This is a genomic window from Planomonospora corallina (assembly GCF_042650625.1).
Classification (GTDB): Bacteria; Actinomycetota; Actinomycetes; order Streptosporangiales; family Streptosporangiaceae; genus Planomonospora_B; species Planomonospora_B corallina.
Genome location: NZ_JBHSBM010000017.1, coordinates 689,052 through 707,742, shown reverse-complemented (window position 1 = coordinate 707,742; position 18,691 = coordinate 689,052). Strand labels below are relative to the sequence as shown.

15 protein-coding genes are annotated in these 18,691 nt (G+C 73.7%); 3 read left to right on the top strand and 12 right to left on the bottom strand.

The features are described from left to right. Positions 1-12: 12 nt before the first annotated feature. The 7 genes from mraY to mraZ form a co-directional block, all read right to left on the bottom strand. Positions 13-1,071, bottom strand: coding sequence for a phospho-N-acetylmuramoyl-pentapeptide-transferase (gene mraY, locus ACFOWE_RS16385; protein WP_377288540.1), 1,059 nt, complete (start codon positions 1,069-1,071; stop codon positions 13-15). Beyond that, on the bottom strand, positions 1,068-2,486 hold the full coding sequence (locus ACFOWE_RS16380) for a UDP-N-acetylmuramoyl-tripeptide--D-alanyl-D-alanine ligase (protein WP_377288538.1): 1,419 nt from the start codon (positions 2,484-2,486) through the stop codon (positions 1,068-1,070). Before ACFOWE_RS16380 ends, mraY begins: the two co-directional genes overlap by 4 nt. Next, positions 2,483-4,042 (bottom strand): UDP-N-acetylmuramoyl-L-alanyl-D-glutamate--2,6-diaminopimelate ligase, encoded by a 1,560-nt coding sequence (locus ACFOWE_RS16375; protein ID WP_377288536.1) that lies wholly within the window; start codon positions 4,040-4,042, stop codon positions 2,483-2,485. Before ACFOWE_RS16375 ends, ACFOWE_RS16380 begins: the two co-directional genes overlap by 4 nt. 41 nt (positions 4,043-4,083) lie before the next feature. Then, the gene (locus tag ACFOWE_RS16370; protein ID WP_449301217.1) at positions 4,084-5,781 is read right to left on the bottom strand and encodes a peptidoglycan D,D-transpeptidase FtsI family protein; all 1,698 of its coding nucleotides are present in this window, start codon (positions 5,779-5,781) and stop codon (positions 4,084-4,086) included. A 797-nt stretch (positions 5,782-6,578) separates the two neighbouring features. Next, the gene (locus tag ACFOWE_RS16365) at positions 6,579-6,887 is read right to left on the bottom strand and encodes a hypothetical protein (protein WP_377288532.1); all 309 of its coding nucleotides are present in this window, start codon (positions 6,885-6,887) and stop codon (positions 6,579-6,581) included. Between the two features lie 187 nt (positions 6,888-7,074). After that, positions 7,075-8,067, bottom strand: a complete 993-nt coding sequence (gene rsmH, locus ACFOWE_RS16360; protein ID WP_377288530.1) for a 16S rRNA (cytosine(1402)-N(4))-methyltransferase RsmH — start codon at positions 8,065-8,067, stop codon at positions 7,075-7,077. 450 nt (positions 8,068-8,517) lie between these two features. Further along, positions 8,518-8,949: a division/cell wall cluster transcriptional repressor MraZ gene (gene mraZ / locus ACFOWE_RS16355; protein WP_377288528.1), complete on the bottom strand. Its 432-nt coding sequence runs from the start codon at positions 8,947-8,949 to the stop codon at positions 8,518-8,520. 557 nt (positions 8,950-9,506) lie between these two features. On the opposite strand from mraZ, the gene ACFOWE_RS16350 reads away from it, so the two are divergent. From ACFOWE_RS16350 to ACFOWE_RS16340, 3 genes are all read left to right on the top strand, one after another. Beyond that, positions 9,507-10,484: an AAA family ATPase gene (locus ACFOWE_RS16350; RefSeq protein WP_377288526.1), complete on the top strand. Its 978-nt coding sequence runs from the start codon at positions 9,507-9,509 to the stop codon at positions 10,482-10,484. 96 nt (positions 10,485-10,580) lie between these two features. Then, on the top strand, positions 10,581-11,834 hold the full coding sequence (locus ACFOWE_RS16345; protein ID WP_377288524.1) for a DUF58 domain-containing protein: 1,254 nt from the start codon (positions 10,581-10,583) through the stop codon (positions 11,832-11,834). Next, entirely contained in the window at positions 11,831-14,257 is a 2,427-nt protein-coding gene (locus ACFOWE_RS16340; RefSeq protein WP_377288522.1) for a DUF3488 and DUF4129 domain-containing transglutaminase family protein, read from the top strand. The genes ACFOWE_RS16345 and ACFOWE_RS16340 overlap by 4 nt, the downstream gene beginning before the upstream one ends. Positions 14,258-14,666: 409 nt before the next feature. Here ACFOWE_RS16340 and ACFOWE_RS16335 read toward each other — a convergent pair whose 3' ends face one another. The 5 genes from ACFOWE_RS16335 to efp all read right to left on the bottom strand — a co-directional run bounded on the left by ACFOWE_RS16335 (position 14,667) and on the right by efp (position 18,356). Continuing rightward, positions 14,667-15,083, bottom strand: a complete 417-nt coding sequence (locus ACFOWE_RS16335; RefSeq protein ID WP_377289163.1) for a DUF3040 domain-containing protein — start codon at positions 15,081-15,083, stop codon at positions 14,667-14,669. A gap of 153 nt (positions 15,084-15,236) precedes the next feature. Then, positions 15,237-16,469, bottom strand: coding sequence for a DNA polymerase IV (locus ACFOWE_RS16330; protein WP_377288520.1), 1,233 nt, complete (start codon positions 16,467-16,469; stop codon positions 15,237-15,239). A 37-nt stretch (positions 16,470-16,506) separates the two neighbouring features. Next, positions 16,507-17,265 (bottom strand): class I SAM-dependent methyltransferase, encoded by a 759-nt coding sequence (locus ACFOWE_RS16325; RefSeq protein WP_377288518.1) that lies wholly within the window; start codon positions 17,263-17,265, stop codon positions 16,507-16,509. Between the two features lie 120 nt (positions 17,266-17,385). After that, positions 17,386-17,796: a transcription antitermination factor NusB gene (gene nusB, locus ACFOWE_RS16320; protein WP_377288516.1), complete on the bottom strand. Its 411-nt coding sequence runs from the start codon at positions 17,794-17,796 to the stop codon at positions 17,386-17,388. After that, positions 17,796-18,356, bottom strand: coding sequence for an elongation factor P (gene efp, locus ACFOWE_RS16315; protein WP_377288514.1), 561 nt, complete (start codon positions 18,354-18,356; stop codon positions 17,796-17,798). Before efp ends, nusB begins: the two co-directional genes overlap by 1 nt. Positions 18,357-18,691: the final 335 nt, after the last annotated feature.

Genomic DNA, 18,691 nt, shown 5'->3' with positions numbered 1-18,691 from the left:
GGCTGGCGCGCATCAGGACTTGGGCATCCACTCGATGTAGAACAGTCCCAGGCCGAACGCCGCGCAGAGGCCGGCGATGATCCAGAACCTGACCACGATGGTGGTCTCCGCCCAGCCCGCCAGCTCGAAGTGGTGCTGGAGCGGCGCCATCCGGAACACCCGTTTCCCGGTCATCTTGAACGAGCCGACCTGGATGATCACCGAGAGGGTGATGACCACGCAGAGCCCGGCCAGGATGATCAGCAGCAGCTGGGTGCGGGTGGTGATGGCCAGGCCGGCGATCACGCCGCCCAGGGCCAGCGAGCCGGTGTCGCCCATGAAGATCTTGGCGGGCGGGGCGTTCCACCACAGGAAGCCGACCAGCGCGCCGAGCACGGCGGCGGCGACCACGGCCAGGTCCAGCGGGTCGCGCACCCAGTAGCAGTTCGGGCCGAGCTGCGTGGTGCAGCTGTTGCGGAGCTGCCAGTTGCCGATCAGGATGTAGGAGGCCAGCACCGCGCCGGTGGCGCCGCTGGCCAGGCCGTCGAGGCCGTCGGTGAGGTTCACCGCGTTGGAGAAGCCCACGATCATGATGAGCACCCAGATCATGAACCCGACGATGGTGATCGACGGCCCGAAGTCCCGCAGGAACGACAGCCGCGTCTCGGCCGGGGTGATGTCGTAGGCGTTGGGGAAGCGGACCACCAGCACGGCGAAGACCGCGCCGACGATGAGCTGGCCGAGGGCCTTGGCGCCGCTGCGCAGGCCGAGGCTCCGCTGCTTGTAGATCTTGATGAAGTCGTCGAGGAAGCCGACCATGCCCAGGCCGGTCATCAGGAACAGCACCAGCACCGCGGAGACCGTGGGCGTGGTCCACGACATCAGGTGGGCGCAGGCGTACCCGAGCAGCGCGGCGAGCACGATCACCGTGCCGCCCATGGTGGGGGTGCCGCGCTTGTCGTGGTGGCCGGAGGGCCCCTCCTCCCGGATGCTCTGCCCGTAGCCGCGCCGGGAGAACAGCCGGATCGCCAGCGGAGTGCCGAACATCGACAGCAGCAGCGCCACGGCCGCCGCGATGAGGATGTCCCTCACCGGCCGTCACCCCCGACCAGGGCGTGGGCCACCCGCTCCAGCCCGGCCGCGCGCGAGCCCTTGACCAGGACCACGTCGCCGGGGGCCAGCATCTCCTCCACCAGGGCCGCGGCCTGCTCCGTGTCGGCCGCGTGCACCACGCGGGTCTCCGGCCCGCCCGGTGGCGCGCCGGAGGCGGACTCCGCCAGCGCCGCCCGGGCCCCGGCCAGGATCGGCCCGGCGTCCTGGCCGACGACGACCAGGCCCGCCAGGCCGGCGCCGCCGGCCAGCCGGCCGACGCCCTCGTTGAGGGCGTCGCTGTGCTCGCCCAGCTCGGCCAGGGAGGCGACGACGGCGAAGCGGCGGCGCGTCCCGGCGAGCGCGTCCAGCGCCCTGAAGGCGGCCCGCATGGAGTCGGGGTTGGCGTTGTAGGCGTCGTTGATCACCGTGACGCCGTCGGGGCGGTCGGTGACCTCCATCCGCCAGCGGCTGCGGGGCTCGGCCTCCGACAGCTCCTGGGCGATGACGGCGACCGGCAGGCCCAGCTCGTAGGCGGCCGCGGCGGCGGCCAGGGAGTTGTCCACCGCGTGCTCGCCGTACAGGCGCAGGGCGACCGGCGCGGTCCCCGAGGGGGTGCGCAGCGTGAAGGCCGCGCGGCCCCGCTCGTCCACGGTCACGTCCTCGGCCCGCACGTCGGCCCGGGCGGACCTGCCGTACCAGGTGACCCGGGCGCGGGTGCGGTCCGCCATGGCGGCCACCAGCGGGTCGTCGGCGTTCAGCACGGCCACGCCGTCGGCCGGCAGCGCCTCCACCAGCTCGCCCTTGGCCTGGGCGATCGCCTCGCGGCTGCCGAAGACGCCCAGGTGGGCGGTGCCCACGTTGAGGACCACCCCGATCTTCGGCGGGGCGATGCGCGCCAGGTAGTCGATGTGCCCGACGTCCCTGGCGCTGAGCTCCAGGACCAGGCAGCGGGTGGTCTCGTCGGCCCGCAGCACCGTCAGGGGATGGCCGATCTCGTTGTTGAAGGAACCGACCGGGGCGACGGTCGGGCCGATCCGGGCGGTGAGGCGGGCCAGCAGGTCCTTGGTGCTCGTCTTGCCCGACGAGCCGGTGACGCCGATCACCGTGGCCTGCGGGAGGTCGGCGCACACGGCCGTCGCCAGGGCCGCCAGCGCGGCCGTCGTGTCGGCCACGATCACCGCGGGGGCGTCGACCGGCCGCTCCGCCAGCACGGCGACCGCCCCGGCCGCCACGGCCTGGGCGGCGAAGTCGTGGCCGTCGGCCCGGTCCCCCTTGAAGGCGACGAACAGCGACCCCGGTTCGGCCGCCCGGGAGTCGATGACGACCGGGCCGCGCACCACCGCGCGGGGGTCGGCCGCGCCCGTGAGGGCACCCGAGGTGATCTCGGCGATCCTCGCCAGCGGCAACGGGATCATGATGCGTCTTCCCTACTCTCATATGTGCTTCGGCGCCCGGTCCGGCTCCGCCGCCGGGCGATCGCGTCGGCCACCACCTGCCTGTCGTCGAAGACCAGGACCCGGTCTCCGACGTACTGGCCCTGCTCGTGGCCCTTGCCCGCCACCACGACGACGTCCCCGGAGCCCGCCCGGGCGATCGCCAGGTCGATGGCCGCGGCCCGGTCCGGCTCAATGATCACATGTGCGCGCTCTTCTTCGGGCACGCCGAGCACTCCGTCCATCATCTCGGCGAGGATCCGCAGGGGGTCCTCCGAGCGGGGGTTGTCGCTGGTGAGAATAGCCACATCCGCCAGGCGTGCGGCGGCTTCCCCCATCATCGGGCGTTTGCCCCGGTCGCGGTCGCCCCCGCAGCCGAGCACCACGGTCAGCCTGCCGGCCGTGACCTCGCGCAGCGAGCGCAGCACGGACTCGACCGCGCCCGGCTTGTGCGAGTAGTCGACGATCGCCTCGAAGCCGTCGCCGCCCGGCACCCGCTCCATCCGGCCCGGCACCCCGGCCAGCGCGCCCACGCCCGCCACCGCGGTCCGCAGCGGCACCCCGGCCTCGACCAGCGCGACGATCGCGCCGAGCGCGTTGGCCACGTTGAAGGGACCGGGCAGGGCCACCGCGACGTCGTCCTCGACGCCGCCGGGCCCGACCACGCGGAAGGCGCTGCCGTCACCGCCCAGGCGGACGTCCACGGCCCGCCAGTCGGCCTCCGGGTCGCCCGTGGCGGAGAAGGTGGTCATCGGGATCTTGGCCCGGCCGAGGAGCTCGCGCCCGTGCGGGTCGTCGAGGTTGGTGACGCCGGCCCGGCTCATCTCGGGGGTGAACAGCCGGGCCTTGGCCGAGAAGTAGTCCTCGAGGTCGGCGTGGAAGTCCAGGTGGTCCTGGGAGAGGTTGGTGAAGAGCGCGACGTCGTAGAAGACCTCGTCGACCCGGCCGAGGGCCAGCGCGTGGCTGGAGACCTCCATCGCGGCCGCGGTGACGCCCTGCTCGCGCATGAGCGCGAACAGTGCCTGCAGGTCGCTGGCCTCCGGGGTGGTGAGCTTCGGGGTGAACCGCAGCTGGTCGGCGTGGATCTCCACTCCGCCGACCAGGCCGGTACGGTGGCCCGCCGCCCGCAGCCCGGCCTCCAGCATGAAGGTCGTGGTGGTCTTGCCGCTGGTCCCCGTGACGCCGACGACCGTCATGTCCCGCGCCGGCCGGCCGTACACCCAGGCGGAGACCCGCCCGAGCACGGCCCGCGGGTCCGGGACGACGAGGACGGGCAGCCCGGTCGCGACGGCGGCCTCGCGGCCCGCCGGGTCGGTCAGGATCGCGGCCGCCCCTGCGGCCAGCGCCTGCGCGGCGAACTCGGCGCCGTGGGCCGAGGATCCGGGCAGCGCGACGTAGAGGTCGCCGCGCCGGACTCGGCGGGAGTCGATCGTGACTCCGGAGACGGCGGCCAGGGGGGTCCGGGACGTGCCCGAAGGCGCGCCGAGCAGGCTCGCCAGCCCGGAGAGCGGCCGGGGCGGGTTGGTTGAAGGTCGCATGGACGACGGGGGACGCACGGCGGAGAGCGTACCGCTCCCGCTCACTCCCCGGCGCGTATCCGCATTGCGGGCGGCTCGGTGCCGGTGGGCGGGATCTTCTTGCTCTTCAGCGCGAACGTCATCACCTTCTTGAAGACCGGGGCGGCGATCTCCCCTCCGTAGTAGCCCTTGCGGGGGTCCTGGATGACGGCCAGGACGACCAGGCTCGGCTTGTCCGCCGGGGCGAAGCCCGCGAAGGTCGCGGTGTAGCCGCAGTATCCCTGGCAGGCGGTGTCGTAGCGCATCGCGGTGCCGGTCTTGCCCGCCACCCGGTAGCCGTCGATCGAGGCCTGCTCGCCGGTGCCGTCCGCGCCGACGGCCGCCTCCAGCATCAGCGCGACCTCGCGGGCCGTGCGCTCGCTGACCACCCGGGTCCGCTTCCCGCCCTCCGCCGGGACGAACGCCCCGCCGGCGTCGGTGGTGCCGGCCACGATCGACGGGGCGACCCGCACCCCGCCGTTGGCGATGGTCTGGTAGACGCTGGCCGTCTGCAGGGCGGTGACCGAGATGCCCTGGCCGTAGGAGATCGTGCAGCGCTGGCTGCCCGACCAGTCCTTCCAGGAGGGCAGCAGCCCGGCCTCCTCCCCGTAGAACCCCCCGCCGGGCTTGGCGCCGAATCCGAAGCGCCGCAGCATCTCGTGCAGCTTGGCGTCGCCGACCTTCTGCGCGGCGAGGATCGTGCCCACGTTGCTGGAGGTGGCGACCACGCCGGAGAACGTCAGCTTCTCGGTGGGGTGCGGGTGGGAGTCGCGCAGCACCCGGTCGGCGCACCTGATCTCGTCGTCCACCGTGAAGACGGTCTCGGGGCGGACCGCTCCCGACTCCAGGGCGGCGGCCGCGGTGATCACCTTGTTGGTGCTGCCGGGCTCGAACACGTCGGCCACGGCCCGGTTGACCCACCGGTCCGGGGTGGTCTTCTCCCAGTCCTCCAGATTCAGCTCGGGCGCGTTCGCCATCGCCACCACCTGGCCGGTCCGCACGTCCATCACGATGACGCTGCCGGTGCGAGCCCCGGTGGCCTCGACCTGCTCGGTGATCGCCTTCTGCGCGGCCCACTGGATGTCCCGGTCGATGGTGAGCCGCACGTCGCGCCCCTCCACCGGCTGCCGGCTGGTGCTGCGGGTCATCGGGATCCGCTGGCCGTCGCGGCCGGTCTCGATGGTCTGCTGCCCGTCGCGCCCGGCCAGCACCTTGTTGTGCCGGAGTTCCAGGCCGCTGAGCCCGTTGCCGTCGTCGCCGACGAACCCGATCAGGGTGCCGGCGAGGTCGCCGCCGGGGTACTGCCTGTGGTACTCGTGCTTGCTCCCGACGCCCTTGAAGTCGGCCTTCAGCTCCCGGGAGCCGCGTTCGAACATCTTCTGGGCCACCGTCGGGTCGACGGTGGCCACGGGCACGTAGCGCTTCCTGGTGTCGGCCAGCTTCGCGGCGATCTCCTCCTGCGGCCTGCCCAGCTCCTCGGCCAGGATCGCCGCCACCCTGCCGCGCCGCGCGGGCACGACCTCGTGGGGGTCCACGAAGATCTCCCGCGCCTCGACCGTCATCGCGAGCTCGTTCCCGCCCGCGTCGGTGATCGAGCCGCGCCGGGCGGGGATGCTCTCCTCCTGGACGCGGTATCTGGCCGCCTCCGCCACGTACACCTTGGAGTCCAGCCCCTGCAGCTGGACCAGGCGGCCGGCGAAGATGGACAGCACGAAGGTCATGGCGATCAGGCCGATGCTGATCCGCCTGCCCGGGTTGCCCAGGCGCAGCGTCACCGGCGGACGCGCCGGAGGCCGGGGCCTCCCCCCGTCCCCGGGGCGCCGCACGGGCCCGCGCGGCCCGCCGGGTCCGGTGATCCGGCTCCTGACCACGCGGATGGGACCGGTCGGGCGCTCGTCGTCGTCGCGCACGGCCCGCGGGCCCCGCCCCGGAGCGGGACGCGGGCCCCGCCCCGGGGCCGGGCGCGGGCCCGGCGGGCGGCCGCCGGGCCTGCCGGGCGCCGACGGGCGCGCCGGCTCCGCACGGCCGGACCTGCCGGGCGCGTCCGAGCGCGACGGGCGGCCGGACCTGCCGGGCGCGTCCGAGCGCGACGGGCGGCCGGAGGACCCGGGACGCGACGGCCTGTCGGCACCGTCCTGCCTGCGGGGACGTGGGTGCTCGGCCCCGGACGACCCCTGGCCGCGCCTTTGAACAGGCCCCTGAGCGGGCCCCTGACCACCGGCCCGGCCCGGCCTCTGGGGCCGCCCGGCCCCGCCGTCCTTCTCCGTCCTGCCGGGTCGTGCCGGCCCGTCGGCGCGCCCGGATCCGCCGCGTCCGCCTGCCCCGCCCCGGCCGGCGGGCGGGGTCGAACGGCCCGGATCCCCGGCGGCGCCGGGCCTGCCGGTGCCCTCCGCTCCCCCGGACCGCCTCGGACCCTCGGGACGGCCCGGACCCTCGGGACGGCCCGGACCCTCGGGACGGCCCGGGCCGCGGCGGCCGGAACCACCCTGCCGCGGTCCGGGGCCGCGGCCGCCGTCCTTCATCGACCCGTGCCCGGCACGCGTTCCCGCCCGACGGGCGTCTGGTCCTCGCTGGCGACCCGGCTGTCCGCCGAGCCGCCGGGGACGATCACGCGGGCGGAGTCGTCGGAGAGCATGCCCTGCAGGTCGGCCGCCCTGGCGAGCTCGCCGGGGGTCTCCCGCCGCATGTTCTCGTTCTTGAGCTTCTCCTTCTCCAGGAGGAGCTGCTTGATCCCGGCTCGCAGCTCGCTCTCCCGCAGGGAGTTCTGGGCGAGCACCGTGTTCAGCACCAGCAGGGTCACCAGGCCTCCGCAGAGCAGGCCCACCACGAGCAGGACGAAGGGAGCGCGCGGCGCGCGCCCCGGGCGGGGGGCCGCCTGAACCCGAGCCGCCGGCGCCGCGGGCGCGGCGGCGGGCACGACCCTGGCCGGCCTGGGCCTGCGGCCCCGCGGCACCGCGCGGGGAGCGCGCGTGGGTCGCCCGTCGCGGCCGGGCGCGGTACGGCGGACATCTGGCTCAACTCTCGTCAACTGCCTCACGGATCCTTTCTGCCGCCCGGCACCGGGCGGACGCCGCCCGGGGGTTGCGGGCGACCTCCTCTTCGCCGGGGAGCTCCGCTCCCCTTGTCAGGAGGGCGAACCTGGGCTGGTGGGCCGGGAGCGGGACGGGCAGCCCCGGCGGGCTGGTGTCCCTGGTTCGCGCGGTGAGGATCTGCTTGGTCAGCCGATCCTCGAGCGAGTGGTAGGCGAGCACGACGACGCGCCCGCCGAGCGTCAGCGCGTCGAGGGCCGCGGGCAGCGCTCGCTCCAGTGCCGTCAACTCCGCGTTCACCTCGATCCGCAACGCCTGGAAAGTCCTCTTCGCGGGGTTTCCCCCTGTCCTCCTGGTGGCCGCGGGGATCGCCGTACGCACGATCTCCGCAAGCCTCTTGGTAGACGTTATGGCTTCCCTGGCCCGTTCCTTGGCAATGAGGTGCGCGACACGCGGGGCGAATCTCTCCTCGCCGTAGTCGCGGAGGATCCGGATCAGCTCGGCGACGGGGTAGGTGTTGACCACCACCTCGGCGGTCAGCTCCTCCTCCGGGTCCATCCGCATGTCCAGGGGCGCGTCGTAGGAGTAGGCGAAGCCCCGCCCGGCCTCGTCGAGCTGGGGCGAGGAGACTCCCAGGTCGAACAGGGCCCCGTCGATCCTGCGGCGGCCGATCCGCTCCAGCACGGCGGGGAGCTCGTCGGAGACGGCGCGGACCAGTGTGATCCGGTCGGCGTACGGCTCGAGCCTGGCCGTGGAGCGCTCGATCGCGGTGGGGTCGCGGTCGATCCCGACGAGGTGGAGGGCCGGGTGCGCCGCCAGCAGGGCCTCGGCGTGTCCGCCGAGGCCCAGGTTCGCGTCGACGAGCACGGGCTCGGGGCGGTCCAGCGCGGGGGCCAGCAGTTCGAGCACGCGGTCGAGCATCACGGGCACGTGCCCGCCCGGACTCTGGAGATCACGCTTGTCGTTCTCGGCGCGCATGAAGCACACCCCCCCTTCGCCGCCTCGCTCGCGGATGTGCGGCGGACGCTCATCGGTGTCGTGGAACCCTGGTCGCGGAGCCTCACCGCCCCGGGCGGCGGCCGGCGGGCGGACCCGCCGCCCGGCCGCGGCGAGGAGGCTTCCCGATCATGAACACCGGCCGGCGCCACCGGACCCGCGGCAGGCGCGGGCCACGCGCGGGCCACTGCGAGACGTTCGATGGAGCGAGGCGGCAACGCGTGCGACGCCATCCCGGCGTCACCACGGCAGAGTACGGGGTTCACGGGACAGGCTCCGACAGCCCCCCGGAGGCCGCCCGGCCAGGTCCCCATCCGCACCCGCGAGTCCGCACGCCACCTGACACCGGGGAAGGTGCATCAGCTGGCACGTGGGTGGTTGCGGGTGGAGACCTCGCCGAACGACGTGTTCACCGATGAATCGACCGCGAAATCACAGAATCCCTGGCAGCACCTCCTCCGACAGATCGGCGAACGCCTGCTCTTGCTCGGACAGGTAGGCCTCCCATGCCTGCGCGTCCCAGATCTCCAACCGGGTGTTGGCTCCGATGACCACGCAGTCACGCTGCAGGCGGGCGTATTCACGCAGAGCCTGCGGAATGGTGACACGGCCTTGCTTGTCGGCGAACTCGTCGGACGCGCTGGCGAAGAAGACGCGGCTGTAGTCACGGACCGCCTTGGCCGTCACCGGCGCGGTTCGCAGAGCCTCGGTGATGCGCTGGAACTCCTCTACGGGAAAGACGTAGAGGCAGCGCTCCTGGCCTTTGGTGATCACCAGACCCTCCGCCAGCTCCTCGCGGTACTTCGCCGGCAGGAACAGCCGTCCCTTGTCGTCGAGACGCGGGTAATGAGTGCCGAGGAACATCGGCCCCCACCTCCCGTGCCTAGCGGAGCGCTCAGCGCTTCAGCCTCTGCCCTCCACTGCGCACCACCATACTCCACTTCTCCCCACCGTCAACTGATTCCACCACTCTTCGCGCCCGGAATGGCCGATATTTCCGCAGCTCAGAGCGGGTGGTGCCGAGTGGAGCGGCGCGGGGACCGCACCGGCCGCAGGCGTGTCGGCCCCCTGCCGCGGACCCACCCCGGAGGGGAGAACGGCACCGGGCCGGGCGCCGGTGGAGGAAATCGGCTCACGGCCCGGAAACGACCCCGAATCGACACAGGACCGGCACAGAAGCAGCACAGAACCGCTGCAGAATCGGCGCAGAACCCGGACGGATCCTGAACGGAGCCCGTGCGCCGGACGCATCCTCTGCCCGCACCACGACTCATTCACCCGAAATAGGTCCCAATGCCCTCATAAAGTCGCCGACGAACCCGCGGGGACGTAGTGTCGGCACTCACAATGGGAGAGGGGCCACGAGGCCCCGTGCAACACGTACCCCCGGCGCGCAACCGCCGCACCCTCATGGAGGCCTGGTGGCAGTAACCCATGACGTCCCACCCCGGCTCGACGACCTGGTCGCCACCGCGCACCGGATCCGCGAGGCGATCGAATCCGTCATCGAGGGCAAGAGTGACGTCATCCGGCTGACCTTGACCGTCCTGCTCGCGGAGGGCCATCTTCTCATCGAGGACGTGCCCGGCGTGGGGAAGACCATGCTCGCCAAGGCGCTCGCACGGTCCATCGACTGCCCCGTGCGCCGCGTGCAGTTCACTCCCGACCTGCTGCCCAGCGACATCACCGGCGTGAGCGCCTACAACCAGCAGACCAGGGAGTTCGAGTTCAAGCCGGGACCGGTGTTCGCCAACATCGTGGTCGGCGACGAGATCAACCGGGCCTCGCCCAAGACCCAGTCGGCCCTGCTGGAGTGCATGGAGGAGAACCAGGTCACCGTCGACGGCGCGACCTACCCCCTCGACGCCCCCTTCATGGTGATCGCCACCCAGAACCCGATCGAGATGGAGGGCACCTATCCCCTCCCCGAGGCGCAGCGCGACCGCTTCACCGCGCGGATCGCGATGGGCTACCCCGAGCCCTCCGCCGAGCTGGAGATGCTCGACGTGCACGGCGCCGCCTCCCCGATCGACAAGCTGGAGCCGGTGGCCACCACCGCCGAGGTGCGCGCCCTCATCGAGGCGGTGCGCGCGGTGTACGTCTCCCAGCCGATCAAGAAGTACGCGATCGACCTGGTCACGGCCACCCGCCACTCCCCCGACCTGCGGCTCGGCGCCTCCCCGCGCTCGACGCTGCAACTGGTCCGCGCCGCCCGGGCGCAGGCCGCGCTCGCCGGGCGCGACTACGTCATCCCCGACGACCTGCAGGCGCTGGCCGTTCCCGTCCTCGCCCACCGGCTGCTGCCCAGCGTCGAGGCCCAGGGCCAGCGCCGCCTGCCCGAGCAAGTGGTCGCCGACCTGCTCCGCCGGGTGCCCGTCCCCGAGGCCCAGGCCCGATGAGCGCCGGGATCGGCGGGGCCGCCGGGCCGGCGGAGGCCGCCCGGCGGGACGGCGGCGCCGCAGGACGTCCGCGCCGCCGGACGGGGAGGTGACGCGGTGCCCGGTCTGAAGGCGCTCACCACCCGCGGCCAAGCCTTCCTCGGATCCGGCCTCGCGGCGCTGGCGTGTGCTTTCTTCGTCGGGGAGCACGACCTCCTCCGCGTCGGGGTGCTGATCGTCTCGCTGCCGCTGATCGCGGCGGTGGTGGTGGCCCGCACCCGCTACCGGCTGAGCTGCGCGCGGCGCCTCGACCCTCCCCGGGCCGAGGCGGGCAGCGAGGCCACCGTGACCCTCCGGCTGGAGAACGTCACCCGGCTCCCCACCGGCCTGCTGATGATCGAGGACACCGTTCCCTACGCGCTCGGCGCCCGTCCCCGCTTCGTGCTCGACCGGGTGGAGCCGAGAGGCGTCCGGGAGATCGACTACCGGGTCCGCTCCGACCTGCGCGGCCGCTTCCCCATCGGCCCGCTCTCGGTCCGCATCGGAGACCCCTTCGGCCTGGTGGAGCTGACCCGGTCGTTCACCGCCGGCGACACGCTGGTGGTGACCCCGCAGGTGATCCCCCTGCCCCCGGTCCGCCTGTCCGGCGAGTGGTCCGGCGGGGGCGACAGCCGTACCAGGAGCGTGGCCGCGGCGGGCGACGACGACGTGGCGCCGCGCGAGTACCGGCAGGGCGACGACCTGCGGCGGGTGCACTGGCGCTCGACCGCCCGGCACGGCGAGCTGATGGTCCGGCGCGAGGAGCAGCAGTGGCAGAGCCGGGGCGCGCTGCTGCTGGACACCCGCAGGTACGCGCACCGGGGCGAGGGGCCCCGCTCCTCCTTCGAGGTGGCGGTCTCGGCCGCGGCCTCCATCGGCGTCCACCTGGCCCGCGAAGGGCTCGGCCTGCGCCTGGTCACCGATCAGGGCGCCGAGCACCTGCCCGACACCGGGCTGAGCTGGTCCCTGCTGGACGCCCTGGCCGTGGTCCGGACCAGCTCGGCGCGGTCGCTGGAGCTCGGCCTCGCCGCCCTGCGGCAGGGCGGCGGCGACGGGCTGGTGGTGGCCGTGCTCGGCGGCGTCGGGGCGCAGGAGGCGCAGTCCCTGGCCCGCCTGCGGCACGGCAACATGACCGGCGTGGCCGTCATGCTGGACGTGGCCGGCTGGGACCGGCCCGAACTGTGCGACGGCGAGGAGTACCGGGCGGCGCAGACGGTGCTCGCCGATGCGGGCTGGCGGATCGTACGGCTGCCGACGGGCGCCTCGATCGCGGACGCCTGGCCGGACGCCGCGCAGCGCGGCCGTTTCGCACTCAGCGGGGACAGCTCATGAGACTTCCCATCATGTCGGGCGTGGCCACGGGAGCGGTCGCGCTGGCGCTCTACCCTCTCTTCAAGGAGGACGGCACCTGGTTCTGGGCGAGCTTCGGCGCCCTGCTGGTGGTGACCGCGGTCGGCGTGCTGACCGGCCGCCGGCCCCTGCCCGCCTGGCTGGCCCCCCTGGCCCAGCTGGCCGCGTTCTGGGTCTATCTGACGGCCGTGTTCGCCGGCTCGGACGCCTGGGGCCGGATCGTGCCCACCAAGGACTCGGTCGTCGCGCTGGCCCTGCTGGCGGCCGACGGTTTCTCCGACATCCAGCGGTACGCCGTGCCCGTCCCCCCCAATCCCGGGATCATCCTGCTGACCTGCGGCGGCGTCGGGCTGATCGCGATACTCGTCGACCTCCTCGCCGTGCGGCTGCGGCGGGCCGCGCTGGCCGGGCTGCCGCTGCTGGTGCTGTTCGTGGTGCCCGCCTCGTTCCTCGGCGACCCGATGAGCTGGCCGGTGGTCGTCATCGGCGCGCTGGGCTTCCTGGGGCTGCTCGCGGCCGACGGACGGGAGCGGGTCGGCCACTGGGGCCGGCCGGTGCTGGTGCGCAGGACCCCGTCGTTCGTCGCCCCCCGTCCCGCGGACACCGCGGGGCTGCGGCTGTCGGGCAAGCGGGTCGGCTTCGCCGCCATCGTGCTGGCCGTCCTGGTGCCCTCGCTGCTGCCCACCCTGGAGCCCGACCCGCTGTTCGGCTTCGGCGTGGGCAACGGCAGGGGCGGGAGCGGAGGCTCGATCAGCTTCCCGAACCCGGTGGCCAACCTGCGCAGGCAGCTCACGTTGCCGGCCGAGTCCACCTTCCTCACCTACCAGACCAGCGACAACCTCCCCCGCTACCTGCGGCTGTACTCGCTGGACGTCTTCGACGGCGATCAGTGGACGATGACGCAGCCCGTCGGCCGCTCGGAGGACCGCACCTCCGAAGGGCCTCTGCCCCCCGCGCCCGGTCAGGGCGCCCGGGTGCCCGCCGGCCAGGTGACCACCCGGATCACGGTGAGCGAGGACGTCCGCGACCTGAAGTTCCTGCCGCTGCCGTACCCGCCGGGCAGGATCCGGATCGAGGGCGACTGGCGGCCGGACCGGGACACGCTCATGGTGTTCTCCCACACCGACACCGCCGAGGGGCTGACCTACGAGGTCGTCAGCTCCGAGCCCAAGCCCACGCCCTCCCTGCTGAAGACCTCCGGCGCGGCGCCGGAGGCGGTCCGGGAGAGATACCTGCAGCTCCCCGAGAACCTCCCCTCCGGGATCCGGCGGCTGGCAGACTCGGTGACCGAGTCCGGCGCCACCCCCTACGAGAAGGCGATCCAGCTGCAGGACTTCTTCACCACCGACGGCGGGTTCACCTACACCCTTCAGGCGCAGGGCCACGACGGCTCCGCCCTGGTGGACTTCCTGTTCCGCAGCAAGGCCGGCTACTGCGAGCAGTTCGCCGCCTCGATGGCGGTGCTGGCGCGGACCCTGGGCATCCCCGCCCGGGTCGCCATCGGCTACACCGGCGGCATCAGCGCCTCCGGCCGGTGGGAGGTGCGCACGCGCGACTCGCACGCCTGGCCCGAGCTCTACTTCGAGGGGGTGGGCTGGCTGCGCTTCGAGCCCACCCCGTCCGGCCCCACCGGGCAGGCCAGCGCGTCCCGGCCCGTCTACACCTTCCCGGAGGTCGACACCGACGGCGGTGACGAGCCGAGCACCTCTCCCAGCACCGGCCCCGCCGGCGCGGACCCGTCGAGCGGGCCGAGCCAGGCCCCTCGCAACCCCATGCTCGACCGCGACTTCGGCGGGGTGCCGCTCGCGGTGGACGAGGGGATGCCGCTCGCCGCGAAGATCGCGATCGGCGCGGCGTCCGCCGTACTGCTCCTGCTGGTTCCGGCGATGCTCCGCTGGGAGACCCGGGTGCGGCGGCGGCGCGCCTACTCCCGTACGGCGGTGCGGGCCGAGGCGCCGGCGGCTCCGGGGACGAGCGGTGTCGTGGCGGTCAGGGGCACCGCGGGGCAGCCGACCGCCGCGGCGGCCTGGGCCGAGCTCGACGACGCGCTGTGCGACTACGGCATGGCGCGGCAGCCGAGCGAGAGCCCCCGGGCACTGGCCGCGCGCCTGGCCCGGGAGTACGGCTTCGACGCCGAGGCCAGGGCCTCCGTGGAGAAGATCGCCCAGGCGGTGGAGCGCATGCTCTTCGCCAGGTCGCCCGGCGAGACCGGCTCTCTGCGCGAGGACGTCCACCGGGTACGGCGGGCGCTGGCGGCCACCGTGCCGCGCGGCAGGCGGATCAGGGCGGTGCTGCTGCCCCCGTCCACCCTGCTGCGGATGCGGGCGGCGGGCACCCGGGTGCTCGACGGTTTCGACCGGCTGGGGAACATCCGGCTCAGGCTCCCGGCCCGCAGGGACGCCTGAGCAGGAGGACCGGCGCGGGGCCCGGCACACGGCCGGGGCCCCGCGCGCACGGCCGCCCGGACGGCCGGGCCACGGCCCGGGTCCGTTGGAGGCTGGGGGCAGGGCCGGGCGGAGCCCTGGGAGAGGCCCCCGGTGGGCCCCTGGGGTTCCAGGACCGCTGGGACCTGATCAGGGATGCGAAGAGCCGTTCGGACCGCGAGGAGCCGCCAGGGCCACGCGGGACCCTTCAGACCGCGTGGGACCGTTCAGGCGCGCGGGACCCTTCAGACCGCGTGGGACCGTTCAGGCTCGAGGTGGCGCGGAACGGCACGGGGACGGCAGGAACCGCCGGCCGGCACAGCGTCACGTCTTCCGGACAGCGGCGAAGCCCCGCCCGCCTGACGGCGGCCGGGGCTGGGAAGAAGCCGGCTCAGCGCTCGTCGTGGCGACGGCGCCAGCGCTCTTCCATCCGCTCCATGAAGCTCTGACGGGAACCGCCGCCGCGCTGCCCCGTCCGGCCGCCGCCCCGCTGGCCGCCCGCTGGAGCTCCGCCGTCACCGAACCCGTTCATCCGCTTCCAACTGGACAGACCCCATAGGCACGCGGCGAGCATGACCACGAAACCGCCTACGCCGAGGATGACTCCGAAGGGCAAGGAGTTGATCACAACGCCGACCATCAACAGGACGACGCCGAGGAGGAAGCCGATGGAGGCCTTCACCAGACGCCGCTTGTAGTGACTGCGGGGATCACTGATCCTTACGGTGTTGGCCCACTTCGGGTCCTCGGCGTAGAGGGCCTGCTCGATCTGGTCGAGCAGGCGCTGCTCGTGCTCAGAGAGCGGCACGGCGCCTCCCAAGGACAGCCCCAGGACGGGGAAAACGGTGACGGACGACACGGGGTGTCCGAACCTCGCGGTCGGTTATCCCCAGAATACGAGCCTGTAGACGTAGACGAAAGAAAACGTCCAACGTAGTCCAAACCGGAGGAGGGGCCACGGCTATTCCTCCTCCTGCCGGGGCCGGACGAGCGAGGCGGGGAGCACCGCGTCGCGGCCGAACCTCCGCGCCGCCCGGTCCATCGCCCGCTCGGCCTCCCGCCAGCCGTTCTCCCGCTCGGTGAGGCTGAGCTGCCGGGGCGCCCCCTCGGCGGGCAGGAGGTTCTCCACCCGCACCCCGACCAGGCGGATCAGTGTGCCCTCCAGGCCGGAGGCGGCGTACAGGTCGCAGGCGACGGCGTACAGCTCCCGCGCGACGTCGGTGGGCCCGGCCAGGGTCCGGGAGCGGGTGAGGGTGCTGAAGTCGGCCCGGCGGAGCTTGACGCTGACCGTCCGGCCGGCGTGGCCTCCCGCCCTCAGGCGGGCGGCGACCCGCTCCGACAGGCGGAGCAGCTCCCTGCGGATCTCCACCGGGTCCGCCACGTCCACGGCGAACGTCTCCTCCGCGCCGATGCTCTTGTCGGGCGTGTGGGGCGTCACCCGGCGCTCGTCGCGGCCCCAGGCCAGCTCCGCCAGGTGGGCGCCGGCCGCCTGGCCGAGCTCGCGCCGGAGGGTCGCCACCGGGGTGCGGGCGAGATCGCCGACGGTCCGCACGCCGAGCCGCGCCAGGGAGCGCTCCGTGCGCTCCCCCACGCCCCACAGGGCCGCCACCGGGAGCGGGTGGAGGAAGTCCACCACCCGGTCGGCGGGCACGACGAAGAGCCCGTCGGGCTTGCAGTGCCGCGAGGCGAGCTTGGCCACGAACTTGCTGTTCGCCACCCCGACCGAGCAGGTGATGCCGTGCTCGGCGGCGACCCGTTCGCGGATCAGGGCGGCGATCACGGCCGGCGGGCCGAGGCGCCTGCGGGCCCCGGAGACGTCGAGGAAGGCCTCGTCGGAGGCGACCGGCTCCACCTCGGGGGTGATCTCGCGGAAGACGGACATGACCCCGCGGGAGACCTCGGCGTACTTGCCGTGGCTGGGCGGGATGACCGTCGCGCGCGGGCAGAGCCTCAGGGCGCGCGTCATGGGCATCGCCGAGTGCACGCCGTACCTTCTGGCCTCGTAGGTGGCGCTGAGCACCACGCCGCGCGGGCCGGGGACGCCGATGATGACGGGCGTGCCGGCGAGCTCGGGCCGCTCGCGCAGCTCGACGCTCGCGAAGAAGGCGTCCATGTCCACGTGGAGGATGGGGCAGCCGGTGTCGTCACCGCCCAGCTCGAGCCCCGGGCGCGGCACCTGCTGCTTCCTCGACACGGCGCCATCTTATGCGAACAGGCGTTCGGTGCGTGCCTCATCGGCGGCCGAGGACGTGCAGCTGGGCGGCGATGTCCCGCAGGACCGGATGCTCGGCGGCGGCCTGCTCCAGGGCGACCAGCGCGGCGGCGGCCCCGGGCTCGCCGTCGAGGAACCGGCTCGGCACCAGGTCGGCGAAGACCCGGACCCCGTGGATCTCCCCCGGCCGCAGGCCCGCGGCGCCGAGGAGGCTGACCAGCTCCTGGCGGGTGAAGCGCCGGGGGGTGGGATCGCGGTCGCCCCAGCGGCCCTCGGGGTCGCCGAGGACCTCGCGCGCCTCGTCGAACCGGCCCGCGACGGAGCGGTGCAGCGCGGCCGCCAGGGGGTTGGCGGCCAGGACGCTGAGCATGCCGTCGGCGCGGAGCAGCCGGGCCATGGCGGCCAGCGCGCCGCCGGGGTCCTCGACGTACTCCAGCACGCTGTGGCAGAGCACCAGGTCGGTGGCGCCGGGCGGCAGGAGATCGCCCAGGTCGGCCGCGTCCCCCTGCAGGGCCCGCACGGCCACGCCCGCCTCGGCGGCGCGGCGCTCCAGCGCGGCCAGCGAGTCCGGGCTCGGGTCGACGACCGTGACGGCGTGCCCGAGCGCCGCGAGCGGTACGGCGAAGCCCCCGGTCCCGCCCCCGGCGTCGACGATGTCGAGCCGGTCACGGCCGGTCACGGTCACGCGATCGGCCAGCGCCGCCCGCAGAACGTCCCAGACGACGGCGGTGCGGACCGCCGGAGCGCCGGCCTGCCGAGAGGTGCCTGCGGCGTGCAACTTCCGATCGCCTCCTCGCATTCGGTGACGGGCCCAGCCTACGCCGCGCCCCGGGGAACCGGCGACGCGCGGGGGCCCGGCGGCCTCCAGGGGAGGCGTTCCCGCCGACTCCGGGGGAGCCTACAGCGCCAGGGAGGGCTTGAGCTGCTTGAACCGGGCCAGCAGGCCGTTGACGAACTGCGGGGACTCGTCCGTCGACAGCTCGGAGGCCAGGCCGACCCACTCGCTGATGACGACGCCCTCGGGGACGTCCGGCATCCAGAGCAGCTCGTAGGTGCCCCCGCGGAGCAGGTTGCGGTCGACCGCGGGCATGCGCTCGAGGGTCCAGCCCTCGGCGTAGGTGGTGATCAGCTCGTCGATGCGCGACCGGTGCCGGCACACGCCCTCGACGATCGCCGCGGTGTACTCGTTGACCGGCGGCTCGGCCCGCTCCAGGCGCTCGGCGAGCACCTTGAGCGGGTCCTCGCCGCGCGCCTCGGATTCGAACAGGATGTCCAGCGCGCGCCTGCGCGCCTTACCCCGTGCGGACATCAGGCGCGGCCGAGGTATTCGCCGGTGCGGGTGTCGACCTTGACCTTCTCGCCCGTCGTGATGAACAGCGGGACCTTGATCTCCGCGCCGGTCTCCAGCTTGGCGGGCTTGGTGCCGCCGGTGGAGCGGTCGCCCTGCAGGCCGGGCTCGGTCTCGGCGATGAGCAGCTCGACGGCGGCGGGGAGGTCGACGTAGAGCACCTCGCCCTCGTGCGTCGCCACGGTGGCGAGCATGTTCTCCAGCAGGTAGTTGGCGGCGTCGCCGACCGCGGCCCGGGAGACGTGGAGCATGTCGTAGGTCTCGGTGTCCATGAAGACGAAGTCGTCGCCGTCCATGTAGGAGAACTGCATCTCGCGCTTGTCGACGTTGGCCGTCTCGACCTTGACGCCGGCGTTGAAGGTCTTGTCGACGACCTTGCCGGAGCGCACGTTCTTGAGCTTGGTGCGGACGAACGCACCACCCTTGCCGGGCTTGACGTGCTGGAACTCCACCACCGTCCAGAGCTCACCGCCCTCGAGCTTGAGCACGAGGCCGTTTTTGAGGTCGTTCGTCGTCGCCACTGAAGTTTCTCCTGCGTACGGCCGCTCTTGGGGACAAGCAGCTCTTCGGTCGTCCGGGTGGGAAGCCCCCTCCCACGCGCCACGAGCGTGTCCTCGGCGCGGTCCCGCCGGGGCCGCTGGGCCCGGGCGGTGCGGTGGGCGGAACCCGATCGTCCATTCTACCGTGCCCGCGCCCACGCTCCGGCGCCACCGGAAGGAGACCGCACCGCCGGACCGACTCCGGACCGCCGCCGGACCGACGCGCGACCGCCGACGGACCGGCCGCCGAACTGGACAGCGGACCCGGCGGTGGACCCGGCGGTGGACCCGGCGGTGGACCCGGCGGTGGACCGGAA

Coding starts and splice junctions, on each gene's coding strand:
- ACFOWE_RS16380 (WP_377288538.1), bottom strand. CDS start 2,486: ATGATCCCGTTGCCGCTGGCGAGGATCGCCGAGATCACCTCGGGTGCC.
- ACFOWE_RS16375 (WP_377288536.1), bottom strand. CDS start 4,042: ATGCGACCTTCAACCAACCCGCCCCGGCCGCTCTCCGGGCTGGCGAGC.
- ACFOWE_RS16370 (WP_449301217.1), bottom strand. CDS start 5,781: ATGACCTTCGTGCTGTCCATCTTCGCCGGCCGCCTGGTCCAGCTGCAG.
- rsmH (WP_377288530.1), bottom strand. CDS start 8,067: ATGCGCGCCGAGAACGACAAGCGTGATCTCCAGAGTCCGGGCGGGCAC.
- mraZ (WP_377288528.1), bottom strand. CDS start 8,949: ATGTTCCTCGGCACTCATTACCCGCGTCTCGACGACAAGGGACGGCTG.
- ACFOWE_RS16340 (WP_377288522.1), top strand. CDS start 11,831: ATGAGACTTCCCATCATGTCGGGCGTGGCCACGGGAGCGGTCGCGCTG.
- nusB (WP_377288516.1), bottom strand. CDS start 17,796: ATGTCCGCACGGGGTAAGGCGCGCAGGCGCGCGCTGGACATCCTGTTC.